A 16,133-nucleotide genomic window follows, 5' to 3' on the forward strand; every position below is an offset into this window, starting at 1 on the left:
CAGGTGGAGAAGTTTTGACGGAGGGGCGATGGATACAGATGCCTGAAGCCAAGAAAGAGCAGGGCAGTATGGTACTGGAAGCTTCGCTGGTACTGCCTGTATTTCTGTTTTTTATTTTATTTCTGATCTTCATTGTTCAGATGACATTGATCTCTACTGCTCTGCAAAGCACCGCGGGGGAAGCAGTGAAGCAGCTGTCAACAAAGGTGTACCCTGTATCACTCGTTTATAGTCCGTCGGATTCTGCAGGCGGAGAGGGTGTTAAGGGGGAGTGGAAGTGGCCGGAGCTCGCACTGACGGAATGGGCCGATGATTACGCATCTTCATTACCTGCACCGATAAGTGACTGGGTTCGGGCAGCGGCCAAAAACGGTGAAGAACCGCTGCAAAGGATCAAAACAGCAGCATTCGAGGCGGTGCTCGATCCTGTTATCAAACCACTGCTGCAGCCGTTTGTTGAAACGAGTCTGCTGGATCTGGAGCGGATTCATGTTAATGGAATATCTGTTCCCAATCTTAAGAGTAAAACGAATCCATACTTCAGACTTGAGCTGAGTTATGAGCTGCCTGTGAAAGTTCCCTTTTTGAGTAAACCGCTACGAATTCAAGCTGCCGCGGCTGAGCGAATATGGATTGGTGACACAGAGGAGGCGGCAGCCAGTGGTGAAGGGAATGACAGCAGTACGAGTGCGGCAGCTATTTTGTCGAAGCCAGAACCTGCATATATAGGCAATCATGCAACGATCAAAGTTCAGGTTGAGCCGGGAGCTTCAGCCAATCTTACGATATTTTACAAGTCAGGTGAGAGTTCTGCGAAGCATTTAGGCTGGGCTGCTGCTGACGAAAACGGGATCATCGAGTGGACCTGGTTTGTCGGCACTCGAACGACGGAAGGAACGTGGAGTTTTGTGGTGGAGACAGCGGAAGGTTCGCAGACGGAAACGACATTTACTGTGGCATCCAGAAAATAAGGAGAGGTGATGTAGGTGGAGTGGTTTTATACGTGCTGCTGTGTTTATCTTCTGGCCGCGTTTGTATCGGATATTCGCTCGATGAAAATTCCGAATCGGCTGACCTTGCCAGTAACCTTAGCTGGTGCGACTGCTCATCTGGCATGGGGCGGGTGGGAAGGTATGGTGTTTTCTGCAGCCGGATTTGCAGCCGGTTTCGGTATGCTTTTTCTGATGTATGTTATCGGTGCGGTCGGTGCGGGGGATGTAAAGCTGTTTGGAGGAATCGGAGCGTGGACCGGGTTTTCTTTTGGTGTGCACGTTGTAATTTATTCCATTTTATATGCTGGTGTAATTGGAATCATTATTCTGCTGTTTCGTAGAGACGGTGCGCAGCGCTTCCGTACTGTGATTTTTAATCTATTTGGTTTCTTCAAGCTGGGCTCTCTCACACTGGTAAGTCAGGAGAAAAGTCTAAAGTTCCCATTTATGCTGGCGGTTCTGCCCGGTTTCATCAGCTCGTGGATCTATATGACAACATAATGAGTGTGTGCATGACACAGAAAAACTATATAGTCATTCACACATCAACTAATAATATTAGAAAGTGAGGATCGGCATGTATGGATTAACGAGAGATTTTGTACGAAACGGCGGGGCATTTATGACTTTGGAAAAAGAAAACGGACTTCGCATGCAGGAGCTTAGCAGGGTACAGCTCGGGATGTTATCCTCGAACCGAATTCCGCGTATACTGCCTGTGCACACACGGGAGATCGATCAAAATGTGACGCTGCAGTACGACATCTCCGGTTATAAGATGTTATCCCAGATGTTGAGGTCTGGTCAGATTGCTCTACCCGTACTGTACAATCTTTTATTTCAGTTGGCTGATGCACTTGAAGAATGCAGACAGTATATGCTTGAGCCGCAAAATTTGTGGCTTCATGAAGAGTATATCTTTATTCAAGGGTCCATGGAGCAAGGGGCACTAGGTTTGATCTATGTGCCTATGATGGATGCCCGGCAAAAGGATCATACACCGATGTTATTCCGTGAACTGGTCATAAGACTTATGGCGTATGTCCAGGAGCTGCAGGGAGAAGGGATACAACGTGTTTTACAGCTTTGTGCTGACGGACGTTGGGATGTTCGGCAGTTACGTGATCTGCTGCTGGAATTGTGCACGGGGAGTGCAGCAGATTCAGGAATCGGGGCTGCAGCGCTGATGGGATCAAAAAATGAGTTCAGCTACGGGGTGAATAAATCAGATGTCTTGGAATTACAGGCTCGGCGTCAGCCATGGATAAGGGAGAATGCAGAGATTACGGAGGATGCAAATCATCCAAATCTGCGTTCAAAGTCTTTATTACATAGAAGAGCAGCTGAGCCGCCTGTTTCGAACAACTCAATCTCAAACTCTAATGCTATGAATGAGAAACAAAATGCTTCACAAATACAGCAAACCTCGTTTGCTGTGGATTGGGAGGAGAATACGAAAGAAAAACAGAGTGGGTCAACATCTGGCTCTTCAAGAACGACGTACATCTGGCTCGGCTGTATGGTCTCAATAGCATTAGTCTGGAGATTCATCTACATGGAGCAGCCAGGGCAGAACGAAATGATTCTCTCGAGTTCTCTAAGTGTCGGGCTTGCTGCAGCTGCATGCTGGATGTGGAAGCGAAAGGCAGGCTCTCACAGTGAATCAGGCATTCATAAGTCGTTTCCTGTTCCCGGCCTGGGCAGGCGAAAAAATCAGCAATCGAGACATGAAGAGGGCATGTATCAGGAGAGCTGGCGCTGGAATGCACCCGAGAAGTCTGGTGAAGCCGCAAAGCTGCATCGAGACTTGTCATCTGCCAGTTCTGAAGCTGAAGCCTCTACATCTTCTCGCCTACGCAATGTGCCTGCCGGGGTCGAAACCGCGATGCCTGCCGACATACCTGCTGGAAACAAGAGTGACACTTTATCTGTTCAGGAATATAAAGCAGGAACAGCTGCGGGTACAAGAGCAGGTATAAATGCAATTGAAAATGCAGGTGTCAGTGAAACTTCAGAATGGAATCGCACGACTGCAGCAGCGGATGCAACCGTGAATCTGCAGCAGTTGACCGCCTCAGGTGCTGAAAGGAATAACGCGGATGTATCCGTATATTATCTGGAACGGATTTCGAAAGAAGGTGCAAGAAGCGAGCGTGTAGATGTGAAGGGGGCTTCTTTTATAATTGGAAGAGCTTTGGATATGGTTCAATGTGTAGATAACTCTAATGGGGTCTCACGTGCACATGTGGAATTGAGCCGAAACCAATCGGGTGGATACGTAATCAAGGACCTGGGTTCGGTCAATGGAACGATGCTTCAAGGGAACCTGCTGGCTCCATACAAGGAATATCCACTGGCGGACGGAGACACATTCATTCTTGCTGAATCGGTTTATGTATACCGAGTGGCAGGATGAATGTATCTGTTCCGTTTACTCAATGGAAATTCAGACTAGAGCGGATGTAAGGTGAGATGGCGTTAGCTTGGTCCAGCCATGTTAGTCAGACAAGCCGCGATGCTTCAGATCCTCGAGAGCTTCAGTCAATGTGGGGAAGGTGAATTGGAACCCGTGATCCAGCGATTTCTGCGGAATGACCCGCTGTCCTTCAAGCAGGACAACAGACAATTCACCAACCAGTGTTTTAATCAAAAACCCAGGAACAGGGAACCAGTGAGGACGGTGATAGACTTTGCCTACTGTGCGTCCGAATTCATCATTTGTCACCGGATGAGGTGAAGATGCATTCACTGGACCTGAGATTTCTTTGTTGTGAATGGTAAAGTCAATCAACCGAACGATGTCCATAATATGAATCCAGCTGGTCCACTGCTTGCCACTGCCGATTTTGCCGCCGAACCCCAGCATATACGGAAGTTTCATCAACGGAAATGCGCCTTTTTTATGCCCTAAAACGAGACTGACCCGGATTTTGACCAATCTCACACCCTGGATCGCATCAGCAGCGATTTCCCACTGTTCCGACACCCGGGAAGGGAAGTTCATCGATTTTTGAGGACTGCTCTCATCAAAGGTTTCATCTGGAGAGGTTCCATAGATTGCCATAGCGGATGCCTGAACCACGACTTCAGGCTTTTGCTTCAGCGCTTCGACAAGCCGGGCAACCCGTGCAACGGTTGTCACCCGTGATTCCACAATCTCAAGCTTGGCCTTGGTGGTCCAGCGCTGGTTCAGCGTTTCACCCGCAAGGTTCACGAGAGCATCGAAACCTTCAAGCTCGTGCGGTGTTTCTTCGAGCTGCTCCCACGATATATATGAGAGATTTTTACTCGGATTATGCAGATCAGGCAGCTTGCGAGTGATTACTTTCACATGGTGTCCCGCTTGAAGCCAATAATCAACAAGAGCGCCTCCGACAAAACCGGTTCCCCCACAAATGGCGATTTTCATAAATAGAACATCCTCTCTAATAGGTCAAAAAGCTCCGCAGGGTAAGTTAAGTGTGTAACAAGACTTACCCGAACGGAGCTGATCTGTATTTAATTTAACCAATTTGGCCTCTCGTCTAACTGCTCTTTATTTATTACTTCCTCCGCCATTGGTTTGCTTTATTATATCATCTTCACGATGGTTTATCATTTCATCAGGTGGCGGTAGGGAGTATAGTCGATTTTATTTTTTTCCAAAAACTTCACCAGAAACTTATTGTCCCGTTTGGGTGTTGCAATGATATACCCTTTGATGCAATGATCTCTGGACACTTCGGTGGCATTATCCTCCACTGCAATTTTTCCAATCTCGGCTGCGATGGAATGTTTAGCAATATCACGGAATGGGCCGGGTACAGGCTCAACGAGTTGATCGAGAAATGCTTTGGCCTCATCCGTCCATAAATGACGGCTTGTCTCCACCCAGTAGTTCTGCCAATCCAGCTTGGACTTTCCGTCTGCCTTTGGCAGCACCTTGAGGAATTTGCGCATCATGAAAAATCCACCTATACACATGCTGCTCAGCAGCAAAACTGTCCAGAATGCAATCGTATTCATAAACCAGTTGCTGGGTGCATTGCTCGTCAGAATATGGGTGTATGCATTAACAATCATTGCGGAGTCACCTCGGTTTATTGATTTTTACGGGATAACGAAAAACGCTGCCCGACAGGGTATAATCAGCTGTCAAAAATAGCCTCTCACCTGAATTATAGCGCATTTCTAGATTTATTTCGATAATCGCGTTATGATAAGGGATAATTCAGAAAAAGGGGGATCAATGATGCTGAAAATCGGCTCCCACGTGTCCTTTTCGGACAAGGGATTATTGAGTGCAACGAAGGAAGCGTCCTCGTACGGTTCCAGTTCGTTTATGATATATACGGGTGCACCGCAGAATACTCGCCGCAAGCCTATTGAATCCATGTTTATTGAGGAAGGCAAGCAGGCGATGCAGGCAGGCGGGTTCGAGGAAATTGTTGTCCACGCTCCCTATATCATCAATCTGGGCTCTTATAAGGACAGCACGTACAGACTCGCCGTGGATTTCCTTCAGGAGGAGATTCGCCGTACCCATGCCATCGGTGTGAAAAATATTGTACTGCATCCCGGTGCGTTTACGGACAAGGATGCTCATTATGGTATTGAGCGTATTGCGCAGGGCTTGAATGAAGTGCTGGATGGCATTCAGGAGACGGATGTGAACATTGCTCTGGAGACGATGGCTGGTAAAGGGACCGAGATGGGCCGCAGCTTTGAGGAAATTGCGCAAATCATTGAGAAGGTAACACATAACGAACGTCTGACGGTGTGTATGGATACATGCCACATTCATGATGCGGGTTATGACATCGTTAATGATCTGGATGGTGTGCTGGATGAGTTCGATCGTACGGTTGGACTAGACCGCATTGCCGTAATGCACATCAACGACAGTAAAAATACTGCGGGTGCACGCAAGGACCGTCATACCCCTATCGGATCTGGCTGGATCGGTTTCGAAGCGATCAATCGCATTGTGAACCATGAAAAATTAAGCAATCGTCCATTCATTCTGGAGACACCTTGGATTGGTAAAGATGCCAAAACACAGCGCCCGATGTATGAGATTGAAATTGCTTTGCTGCGAGGAGACGTAGAGGGCCGCTTCGGTCAGGAATTCCTTACCGACGTTGAACAGCTTCAGCACTTCTTCAAAGGCAAGGACGTGCAATCTCGTTCCTATGTGCTTGATGTGTGGACGCTGCTCAAAAATGATGCCAAAGCCAAAAAAGCCGACCCACGTGAACCGCTGGAACGTTTGTATGACATGGTAACCGAAGCGGCATTGTTCCCGCATTTGAATGAAGAACAAGTGAATCATCGCTTGATTGCTTGGCTTGCAGGTTAATCCTGCAAGTCTTGCCTTAATTAAAGGAGGAAGATTAACCCGATGGAGATTCATGCAAAACAAGCACGACCAGATAATCAAAACCGCGCCAATCGTGCGCGTATGCTTATTTCCTGTCCGGATGGTCCAGGAATTGTAGCGGCAGTATCCCATTTCCTGCATCAGCATGGAGCCAACATTGTACAGTCTGACCAGTATACGATGGACCCGTCTGGCGGAATGTTCTTTATGCGGATCGAGTTCGATCTTCCGCAGCTGGAGAATAATCTGGAGAAGCTGAAAACGAATTTCGCAGAAGTTGCAGGGCGTTTCCAGATGGAATGGACACTTTCCGCGGTGAGCCGCAAAAAGAGACTGGCTATTTTTGTATCCAAAGAGGATCACTGTCTTGTAGAGCTGCTGTGGCAGTGGCAAGCTGGCGATCTCGATGCCGATATTGCGCTTGTTGTCAGCAATCACCTGGATATGAAGGACTACGTGGAATCATTCGGCATCCCGTATCATCATATTCCGGTTACAGCAGATACCAAAAAAGAAGCGGAGCAGCGTCAGCTGGAAGTGATCGGAAACGATGTGGATGTGATTATTCTCGCACGTTATATGCAAATTATCTCTCCAATGTTTATCGAGCACTACCGCAATCGCATTATCAATATTCATCACTCCTTCCTGCCGGCTTTTGTTGGAGGCAAACCGTATGCCCAGGCTTATAATCGCGGCGTCAAAATCATTGGTGCAACGGCGCACTATGTTACGGAAGAGCTGGACGGCGGTCCGATTATCGAACAGGACGTTCAGCGTGTAAGTCACGGGGATGATGTAACGGAGTTGAAACGGATCGGACGTACCATTGAGCGTGTTGTGCTTGCGCGTGCAGTGAAGTGGCATGTTGAGGACCGTGTGCTTGTTCATGAAAATAAGACGGTTGTATTTTAAGCTTGCGCTTTAATACTGTGCAAGGTTGATCCGTAACCTTACGAGAGAGTTGCTTTCCAGTAAGCCTATGACATATTGTTAGACCAGTAACCGTAATATAATCGTTAGACCAAGCGGCACCTGTTCCATTATTGAACCAGGGGCCGCTTTTTGGCGTGCACATATTTTCCGCATAGACCGAGCACTGCACCAAACAGGATATGTCCAGCGGTCCAATAAAGAACGGCTCCTATATCGTTAAGGTCAGGAACTCGTGTGGATAAGGGAGCAAGGGGGATAAAGAGCAGGGAGGTTACGGCACCGAGACATATCCCTCGACTGAGCGGATGTCCTGAACGATTGATCCACCAGATGTAGAAAATGCCAAAGACAACAGACACGCCAAGATGCAGAGAAAATTCAAACCATTCCGGCAGATGTGCAGGAAGACTAGGTACAAAATCAATATTCAGCAGTAAAGTGTATACCTTTTCGCCTGTTAATGCCTGAACAGCCTTGAGAAAGAACCCCAGAAAAACACCGCTAATCAATCCGGTTATGATTCCGGACAACCAGGGTAATGATGATTTTAACGAACGAGACGGGTGCCGGGCGGCATCGGGCATAGCAAATCCTCCTTGGAATGAAGTTGGTTGTGGAATCTGCTTTCGAATCGAGCGGAACAAGTTTAACATGCAAATTTCGCTTTAATCTCTAAAAAGTGTATGGTTTTCGAGTTAAAGGTTATACTTCATGCGATGGATTAGCAAGGTTCAGCCAGACATCAGCCGAATTTTCCGTAACTTTCTAAAAGAAGGTTATGGAAAAGCTTCACGCCAAGTGATACAATACAAAAGTGAATAAGTCAAAATGAAACATTCAAGCGGATTCACTTATTGTTTATGCGGTTTGCTTGTATGATGAGAGGGATTCGCTTGCGCACCCGACTTATCTAAAGACATGAGGAGGACAAACCATGACTGACAAGAACGAAGCGATTCAAAAGGACGAGAACACCACAATCGACAATCTGTCGATTACAACCGTACGTACTTTGGCGATTGATGCAATTGAGAAGGCAAATTCCGGACATCCGGGCATGCCGATGGGCTCCGCTCCAATGGGGTACCAGCTTTTTGCAAAAACGATGACTCATAACCCGGACCACCCGACATGGATTAACCGGGACCGCTTTGTGCTGTCCGCAGGACATGGTTCCATGCTTCTGTACAGCTTGCTGCACCTGAGCGGCTACGATCTTCCGATGGAAGAATTGAAACAATTCCGTCAATGGGGAAGCAAAACTCCGGGCCACCCGGAATTTGGACATACAGCTGGTGTTGATGCAACAACCGGACCACTGGGCCAAGGTATTGCAATGGCTGTTGGTATGGCTATGGCTGAAGCTCAACTGGGCGCAACTTACAACAAAGACAACTTCAACGTTGTTGATCACTACACATATGCAATTTGCGGTGATGGCGACCTGATGGAAGGCGTATCTCATGAATCAGCTTCCCTGGCTGGACGTTTGGGTCTTGGCAAACTGATCATGCTGTTCGATTCCAACGACATTACGCTCGATGGTAAACTGAATCTGTCTTCTTCCGAAAGCATCGCTAAACGTTTTGATGCGTATGGCTGGCAAGTGCTTCGCGTTGAAGATGGTAACGATCTGCCTGCAATTGAAAAAGCAATCAAAGAAGGTCAGGCAGACACTGCACGCCCTACATTGATTGAAGTGAAAACCGTTATCGGTTACGGAAGCCCGAACAAACAAGGTAAAGGCGGCCACGGCGGTACTCACGGTTCCCCACTGGGTGCAGAAGAGGCTAAACTGACTAAAGAATATTACAAATGGGTGTACGAAGAAAACTTCCACGTACCAGCTGAAGTACGCGACCACTTTGCTCAAGTTAAAGAGAAAGGTATCGCTGCAAACAAAGCTTGGGACGAGAAATTTGCAGAGTACAAAAAAGCATATCCGGAACTGGCTGCTCAGTTCGAAACAGCGATCAACGGTGATCTTCCGGAAGGCTGGGATCGTGATCTGCCTAAATATGCGGCAACAGACAAAGCTTTGTCTACACGTGTAGCATCCGGTAATGCTCTGAACGGTCTGGCGCACAACGTGCCACAACTGACAGGTGGTTCCGCTGACCTGGAAAGCTCCACAATGACGCACCTGAACAACCTGACTAACTTTACTCCAGAAGACTATTCCGGTCGCAATATCTACTTCGGTATCCGTGAATTCGGTATGGCTGGAGCAATGAACGGTATGGCTCTGCACAGCGGTGTGAAAGTATTCGGCGGTACGTTCTTCGTATTTACGGACTACTTGCGTCCAGCTGTTCGTCTGGCTGCTCTGATGAACCTGCCTGTAACGTATGTCCTGACACACGACAGTATCGCTGTTGGTGAAGATGGTCCTACACACGAACCAATCGAGCAATTGGCATCCCTGCGTATCATCCCGAACCTGACGGTGATTCGTCCGGCAGACGGTAATGAAACTTCCGCAGCTTGGGCTTATGCGCTGGAAAACAAAAAAAATCCGGTTGCGTTGGTACTGACTCGTCAAAACCTGCCGATCCTTGAAGGAACCGTAGAAGGTGCACGTGAGAACGTAAAACGCGGTGCTTATGTCGTATCTGATGCAAAAGACGGCAAACCGGTTGCACAAATCATCGCTACAGGTTCTGAAGTACAGCTGGCTGTTAAAGCTCAAGCTGCACTGGCTGAGCAAGGCATCCAGGTTCGCGTAATCAGCATGCCAAGCTGGGATCTGTTTGAGAAACAAGACAAAGCTTACAAAGAGTCCGTGCTTCTGCCGGATGTTAAAGCTCGTCTTGCAATCGAAATGGCTCACCCAATGGGCTGGGAAAAATATGTTGGAGATCAAGGTGACATTCTCGGAATCAGCACATTTGGTGCTTCCGCGCCTGGCGACCGTGTAATCCAGGAATATGGCTTCACTGTAGATAACGTAGTTAGCCGCGTAAAAGCGCTGCTGTAATCGCATTGCTATACCAGGCTGTCATGGGCGGAATAGCTTACGGCTGTTCTGGCTCATGACAGTTGTTATTTCCACAGAGCAAGGGGCGGCATGGCTGCCCTGATCTGTGTTGCCTTTTGTTTTGATTAACTTCAGGGGAGCGGGTACGCATGTCACAATTCGATCAAGTCAGTGTAGTGAAAAAGGCCAACATTTATTATGATGGTCAGGTAACCAGCAGAACGGTTATTTTGGGGGATGGCAGCAAAGTGACGCTGGGCATCATGCTTCCAGGCAGTTATGAATTCGGTACGGACTCTCGTGAAATTATGGAGATTCTGTCCGGAGATCTGAAAGTATTGCTTCCTGGTGAAGAAGAGTGGCAAGAGATTCAAGGCCAAGCTAAATTTCATGTGCCTGCCGAATCCAAATTCAAACTGGAGATACGCAGCGTTACCGACTACGTCTGCTCGTACCCGGCGGAATAACACAAGAAGGGGAACCAGAACCGCATCCCTGCGGATTCGGTTTGCCCTTTTTGCTTCTTGCCTGCTAACAGTCAAGTTCGCGTTGCAAGCTTGTCAGTCCGGTGGATTTGAAGTATCCTTAGGCTAAGTTGTTTAGCGTTGAAAACGGAAATAGTATACCGATATCAGGAGGTTTTTGAGATCATGGCAAAAAAAGTGACATTCGATTACAGTACAGCATTGCAATTTGTGAATCAGCATGAAGTAGATTATTTCGCTGAACCGATCCGTCTCGCTCACGAGCAGCTTCATAACGCTACAGGAACAGGCTCCGACTACCTGGGCTGGATTGACCTGCCAACAGCGTACGATAAAGAAGAATTTGCCCGTATTCAAAAAGCGGCTGCCAAAATCCAAAGTGATTCCGAAGTGCTGATCGTTATCGGTATTGGTGGATCATACCTTGGAGCACGTGCAGCGATCGAAATGCTGACACACTCTTTCTATAACAACTTGCCAAAAGACAAACGCAAAACGCCAGAAATTTATTTTGCAGGTAACAACATCAGCTCTACGTATGTAACACATTTGCTTGATCTGGTAGAAGGCAAAGACTTCTCCGTAAACGTGATTTCCAAATCCGGTACAACAACGGAGCCGGCCATTGCATTCCGTATTTTCCGTGCAGCACTGGAGAAAAAATACGGGAAAGAAGAAGCTCGCAAACGCATCTATGCAACAACAGACAAAGAGCGCGGCGCACTCAAAAAGCTGGCGAATGAAGAAGGTTATGAATCTTTCATCATCCCGGATGATGTAGGTGGACGTTACTCCGTACTGACAGCTGTAGGCTTGCTGCCAATCGCAACAGCCGGCATTAACATTGAAGAGATGATGCAAGGTGCGGCTGATGCTTCCAAAGAGTACAGCAATCCGAATGTTGCGGAGAACGAAGCCTATCAATATGCTGCGGTTCGTAACGCATTGTATCGCAAAGGCAAAGGCACCGAGATTCTCGTGAACTACGAGCCATCCCTGCACTTCGTATCCGAGTGGTGGAAACAGCTCTTCGGTGAAAGTGAAGGTAAAGACTACAAAGGCATCTATCCTGCATCCGTGGATTTCTCCACAGACCTGCACTCCATGGGTCAATTCATTCAGGAAGGCAGCCGTAACATCTTCGAGACGGTTATCCAAGTCGCTGAAGTATCCGAGCATATTTCTATCGAAGCGGATGCAGATGATCTGGATGGTCTGAATTTCCTGGAAGGTAAAACGATGGATTTCGTGAACAAAAAAGCATTCCAAGGAACATTGCTCGCACATACAGATGGTCAGGTTCCAAATCTGATTGTGAACATTCCAGATATGACTCCATATTCGTTCGGATATCTGGTATACTTCTTTGAAAAAGCATGCGGCATCAGCGGATATCTGCTGGGTGTGAATCCATTTGACCAACCAGGTGTGGAAGCATACAAGAAAAACATGTTCGCTTTGCTGGGCAAACCAGGCTTTGAAGAAGAGAAAGCAGCGCTTGAAGCGAGACTTTCTGAATAATTCACGGCTGTGCTCATATAGTTAAATAAGGTTGTAACATCCATTCGGAGAACGGTGCTCTGCGGAACACCGCTTCCCGGATGTGATTAAACAGGGCAGTTCATCCGCATGATGCGGGGAACTGCTTTCTTGTAAATGAATGATGGATGGAAGGTCAGGTTCAGAAGTTTCACAGAAAGTTGGATTGCAATGATGGAACGTTATCGAACGGTTCGGGGATCTGGGCAGCTGGAGATTGTGATCAAAAAATCGCGGTTTATCGGTCATATTATGCCAGTCACCACCGAGGAGGAAGCGATTGCTTTTATTGATGATATCAAGAAAAAACATTGGAATGCGACACACAACTGCTCTGCTTATATGCTTGGCGAGCGGGATGAGATTCAGAAGCAGTCTGATGACGGGGAGCCGAGTGGTACAGCAGGCAAACCTATTCTTGAAGTGATCAAGAATCAGCAATTAAAAAATGTAGCGATTGTGGTCACACGTTACTTCGGGGGAATCATGCTTGGCGCTGGAGGTCTGATTCGTGCTTATACGGACGGAGCTGTAGCAGCAATTGAAGCAGGAGAAGTCATTACGAAGGTGCTGCATCGTGAAGTGTTTGTTGAGCTGGATTATACGTGGCTAGGGAAAGTGGAAAATGAGTTAAGAAGCCGGGAAGTGCGTACAGGTGAAACTGCTTTCACCGATAAGGTTACGTTGACTTGTCTTCCGCCGGATAGTGAAACCGAGGCGTTTATCGCCTGGATCACGGATTTGACGCAAGGGCAATCCCGGATCACGGAGGGACAGCGGCTTTATTTTATTGAAGGGGAATAAAATATATGGCTAGAAGAGCAGTCGAACAGGAGTTGTCGAGGGAGCGGATACTGGAGGCGGCGAGGCATCTTTTTATTACCAAAGGATACCGCGCCATTTCGATGCGAAGCATCGGCCAGCATCTAGGCTATAGTCATGGGTCGCTGTATTATCATTTTAAAGAAAAAGCAGAGCTGTTTTATGCCATTGTGGTTGAGGATTTTAACCATCTGGGGCATCTGCTGCTGCAAGCCATGGTCAGGCCGGTTGCAGGCGGCGTGAGCAAGGTCGAGCACATTTTGATGGAATTTATTCGGTTTGGTCTGGAGAATCCATATCAATATGAGATCATGTTCATGATTCGGGACGAGGAGCTGTTGTCTTACTGTCGCACCGAGCAGGGACGCTGCTTTGAACTGTTTGCGTCGATCATTCGGCAGTACATGAAGGAAGAAGGCTGTTCCGAAGAGGATATACAGCATGTACCACGTACATTGTTTCTCGCTCTGCACGGATTCATTTCGTATTATATTCAAGACCGTTTGACATTTGCGGAGATTGAATCGTCCGCACTGTCTCATGTCAAAGTGTTGTGCCGAAACTTGGGCCAGCAGCCTGGCGTGCAATAACTGGCGCTTTTGCTTGCGTCCCTACACTTCAGGGCGGTGATTTGTCATAACATTAATTCTTTATAACGTTATCTTGCGAAAGCTACAATCCGCAGAAGACGAACACAGGCGGTTCCGATCCCGATGATCGGGAGGACCGCCTGTTTATGTTCTCATTTTTCGACTAACCTTCCATAATTTTAATGAAATACTCCCGATGACGCGGTCCGTCGAACTCACAGAAATAAATACCTTGCCAACGTCCCAGCAGCAGTCTGCCCTCATGAACAATAACAGTCTGTGACGGCCCTGTGGTTATGGACTTCAGATGTGAAGCCGTATTGCCTTCAGCGTGAAGGTATTGTGGATGCTCCCAAGGATATACTTCATCCAGGCGTAACAGGACATCATGTTTCACATCAGGGTCTGCATTTTCGTTAATGGCAATGCCTGCCGTGGTGTGGGGACAGTAAATCAGCACGGTTCCATTTTGCACGCCGCTGCGCTCAATGACCTGTTTCACTTCTCGTGTGATATCCTTCATTTCATCGCGTGTAGAAGTCGTTATGCTCTGCGTAAATAACATCATTCATCTCTCCTTAAAAATGGGTTTTACTCTACATAATTTTAACGCGGGAGCTTGTAACTTAACCAACAAAATAGTTCGAATAAAAGCATTGACGATTAGTACTGCAAACTGGTAAAGTATCAGATAAGCAAAATTCCAAGTAGACTAATGGGAATAATAATAAAGTAAACTTATCCAACTTAGGCAAATGTCGTATGAAGTCAGGTAGACTGCCGACCGGAGCTAAAGCCGGAGGCTGGGAGGGAACACAGCAAATGAACACCGTTCTTCGTCACAAGGGATGGACTTGGGGATTTCGCAGTACCGTATTGTTATATTTTATCGTGCTCATTGTGCTTCCGATTATCGGGGTGTACGCCAATTCCTTCTCTGAAGGATGGAGCAATTTTGCCGAGAGCATTATGGACCCGATTGCATGGAAGGCGGTGCTGTTAACGGTCCGTCTGGCCGTAGTCGCCGCTCTGATTAATGTGATCCTGGGAACCATGATTGCCTGGGTGCTGACAAGATATCGATTCGTTGGCAGATCGTTTCTTAACAGTCTCGTCGATTTGCCATTTGCATTGCCAACCGCTGTAGGCGGTCTAATGATAATGCTGCTGCTCGGGCCGGTGAGCGCTGTTGGCAAGCTGGCTGAGTCGCTCGGCTTCGAGATCGTATTTCATCAGCCTGCCATCGTTATTGCGATGACCTTTGTCACGTTTCCTTTTGTCATTCGCGCAGTGCAGCCACTGCTGGAGGAGATTGATCCTTCCGAGGAAGAGGCTTCATATACGATGGGGGCTTCCAAGGCACGTACATTTATGCAGGTCATTCTGCCATCCATGGCTCCGGGCATGATTAGCGGCGGCATGCTGGCTTTTTCAAGGGCGCTGGCTGAGTTCGGGGCCGTTGTGCTCGTAGCAGGCAACATTCCGGGCAGAACATTGACCGCTTCCGTTTTTATCTATGGTGAGATTGAAAGTGATAACCCGACAGGGGCAGCCGCAGTTTCCGTACTGCTGCTGACGCTCTCCTTCCTGATCCTCTGGCTGATTAATCTGGTACAGATGCGGGGGAGAAGACGATGAGAAGACTTTTAATCGGACTGACGTTTGCGGTATTCACCCTGCTGCTGATCATTCCGCTCGGACGAATTTTGATTGGCGCATTTGAAGATGGAGCAGGCGGTTTTGTAAAAGGCATTATGCGTCCCGAGGCACTGCACGCGCTGATGATGACCGGACTGGTTGTTCTGGTGGTGACTCTGCTTAATACGCTGTTTGGCATCATGATGGCAATCTATCTGGTTCGCGCGGGCTGGCTGAGTGACAGGGTCAAAGGGCTGCTCAACAGCATCGTTGACCTGCCTTATGCGGTATCACCCGTCATCGGCGGTTTGATGATTGTGCTGCTGCTTGGACCAAACAGCATTATGGGTGGATTTTTTGAGGGTATCGGTTTTAATGTGGTATATGCCTTCCCGGGCATGGTGATTGCCACGTTGTTCGTCACGTTTCCACTAATGGTAAGAGAGGTAATGCCTGTCTTGCAGGAGCTGGGTTCACAGCAGGAGGAGGCGGCGTCCACACTTGGAGCCTATGGCTGGAGAACGTTCTGGAGTGTAACCTGGCCTTCCATTCGTTGGGCGGTGGTCTATGGTCTGGTTTTGACGGTAGCACGCTCACTGGGGGAATTCGGGGCTGTGTTGGTGGTATCCGGCAATATTATGAACAAAACACAGACGGCAACAACGCTGGTGTATCAGGATGTAGAGAATTTCAATGTGTCGGCTGCAAATGGAGTGGCATTGGTGCTGGTAACCTTCTCCGTAGGGCTGTTGCTCCTGATGGAATGGGCCAAGAAGCGAAAGGAAGTGCATTGAG

At 47.9% G+C, this 16,133-nt stretch carries 16 protein-coding genes; 12 read left to right on the forward strand and 4 right to left on the reverse strand.

Annotated features, from left to right (window positions below; translation table 11 throughout):
* Positions 1-14: 14 nt before the first annotated feature.
* The 3 genes from ACQSGY_RS25790 to ACQSGY_RS25800 all read left to right on the forward strand — a co-directional run bounded on the left by ACQSGY_RS25790 (position 15) and on the right by ACQSGY_RS25800 (position 3,408).
* Complete coding sequence (locus ACQSGY_RS25790; RefSeq protein WP_427181496.1) at positions 15-971, forward strand: pilus assembly protein; 957 nt, start codon at positions 15-17, stop codon at positions 969-971.
* A gap of 15 nt (positions 972-986) precedes the next feature.
* The gene (locus tag ACQSGY_RS25795) at positions 987-1,493 is read left to right on the forward strand and encodes an A24 family peptidase (RefSeq protein WP_229729832.1); all 507 of its coding nucleotides are present in this window, start codon (positions 987-989) and stop codon (positions 1,491-1,493) included.
* A gap of 76 nt (positions 1,494-1,569) precedes the next feature.
* Entirely contained in the window at positions 1,570-3,408 is a 1,839-nt protein-coding gene (locus tag ACQSGY_RS25800) for a DUF6382 domain-containing protein (protein WP_427181497.1), read from the forward strand.
* A gap of 81 nt (positions 3,409-3,489) precedes the next feature.
* Here the strand turns inward: ACQSGY_RS25800 and ACQSGY_RS25805 are convergent, their stop codons facing one another.
* Both ACQSGY_RS25805 and ACQSGY_RS25810 read right to left on the reverse strand, forming a co-directional pair.
* On the reverse strand, positions 3,490-4,401 hold the full coding sequence (locus ACQSGY_RS25805; protein WP_145403382.1) for a TIGR01777 family oxidoreductase: 912 nt from the start codon (positions 4,399-4,401) through the stop codon (positions 3,490-3,492).
* Between the two features lie 185 nt (positions 4,402-4,586).
* On the reverse strand, positions 4,587-5,054 hold the full coding sequence (locus tag ACQSGY_RS25810; RefSeq protein WP_427181498.1) for a DUF2621 domain-containing protein: 468 nt from the start codon (positions 5,052-5,054) through the stop codon (positions 4,587-4,589).
* 169 nt (positions 5,055-5,223) lie between these two features.
* Between ACQSGY_RS25810 and ACQSGY_RS25815 the strand changes: the two genes are divergently transcribed.
* Entirely contained in the window at positions 5,224-6,330 is a 1,107-nt protein-coding gene (locus ACQSGY_RS25815) for a deoxyribonuclease IV (protein WP_188592685.1), read from the forward strand.
* Between the two features lie 42 nt (positions 6,331-6,372).
* A complete protein-coding gene (gene purU, locus ACQSGY_RS25820; protein WP_427181499.1) occupies positions 6,373-7,266 on the forward strand; it encodes a formyltetrahydrofolate deformylase in 894 nt (297 codons plus the stop codon).
* A 128-nt stretch (positions 7,267-7,394) separates the two neighbouring features.
* On the opposite strand, the gene ACQSGY_RS25825 is transcribed toward purU, so the two are convergent.
* Entirely contained in the window at positions 7,395-7,871 is a 477-nt protein-coding gene (locus ACQSGY_RS25825; protein ID WP_427181500.1) for a hypothetical protein, read from the reverse strand.
* A gap of 350 nt (positions 7,872-8,221) precedes the next feature.
* Here ACQSGY_RS25825 and tkt point away from each other — a divergent pair, with 350 nt between their 5' ends.
* The 5 genes from tkt (at position 8,222) to ACQSGY_RS25850 (ending at position 13,700) form a co-directional block, all read left to right on the forward strand.
* On the forward strand, positions 8,222-10,264 hold the full coding sequence (gene tkt, locus ACQSGY_RS25830; protein WP_184190302.1) for a transketolase: 2,043 nt from the start codon (positions 8,222-8,224) through the stop codon (positions 10,262-10,264).
* A gap of 149 nt (positions 10,265-10,413) precedes the next feature.
* Positions 10,414-10,731: a pyrimidine/purine nucleoside phosphorylase gene (locus ACQSGY_RS25835; protein ID WP_427181501.1), complete on the forward strand. Its 318-nt coding sequence runs from the start codon at positions 10,414-10,416 to the stop codon at positions 10,729-10,731.
* A gap of 183 nt (positions 10,732-10,914) precedes the next feature.
* Positions 10,915-12,270, forward strand: a complete 1,356-nt coding sequence (locus tag ACQSGY_RS25840; RefSeq protein WP_427181502.1) for a glucose-6-phosphate isomerase — start codon at positions 10,915-10,917, stop codon at positions 12,268-12,270.
* A gap of 189 nt (positions 12,271-12,459) precedes the next feature.
* Positions 12,460-13,092 carry a YigZ family protein gene (locus tag ACQSGY_RS25845; RefSeq protein ID WP_145403378.1) on the forward strand — a complete coding sequence of 211 codons (633 nt, stop codon included), beginning with the start codon at positions 12,460-12,462 and terminating at the stop codon, positions 13,090-13,092.
* A gap of 5 nt (positions 13,093-13,097) precedes the next feature.
* Positions 13,098-13,700, forward strand: coding sequence for a TetR/AcrR family transcriptional regulator (locus ACQSGY_RS25850; RefSeq protein ID WP_110898661.1), 603 nt, complete (start codon positions 13,098-13,100; stop codon positions 13,698-13,700).
* Between the two features lie 163 nt (positions 13,701-13,863).
* On the opposite strand, the gene ACQSGY_RS25855 is transcribed toward ACQSGY_RS25850, so the two are convergent.
* Positions 13,864-14,265 (reverse strand): secondary thiamine-phosphate synthase enzyme YjbQ, encoded by a 402-nt coding sequence (locus ACQSGY_RS25855; RefSeq protein ID WP_111270506.1) that lies wholly within the window; start codon positions 14,263-14,265, stop codon positions 13,864-13,866.
* A gap of 257 nt (positions 14,266-14,522) precedes the next feature.
* On the opposite strand from ACQSGY_RS25855, the gene cysT reads away from it, so the two are divergent.
* Together cysT and ACQSGY_RS25865 are read left to right on the forward strand one after the other, a co-directional pair.
* Positions 14,523-15,338: a sulfate ABC transporter permease subunit CysT gene (gene cysT / locus ACQSGY_RS25860; protein ID WP_145403376.1), complete on the forward strand. Its 816-nt coding sequence runs from the start codon at positions 14,523-14,525 to the stop codon at positions 15,336-15,338.
* Complete coding sequence (locus ACQSGY_RS25865) at positions 15,335-16,132, forward strand: sulfate ABC transporter permease subunit (RefSeq protein WP_427181503.1); 798 nt, start codon at positions 15,335-15,337, stop codon at positions 16,130-16,132. The genes cysT and ACQSGY_RS25865 overlap by 4 nt, the downstream gene beginning before the upstream one ends.
* Position 16,133: the final 1 nt, after the last annotated feature.

Source organism: Paenibacillus sp. TC-CSREp1, assembly GCF_050171015.1.
Taxonomy (GTDB): Bacteria; Bacillota; Bacilli; order Paenibacillales; family Paenibacillaceae; genus Paenibacillus; species Paenibacillus silvae.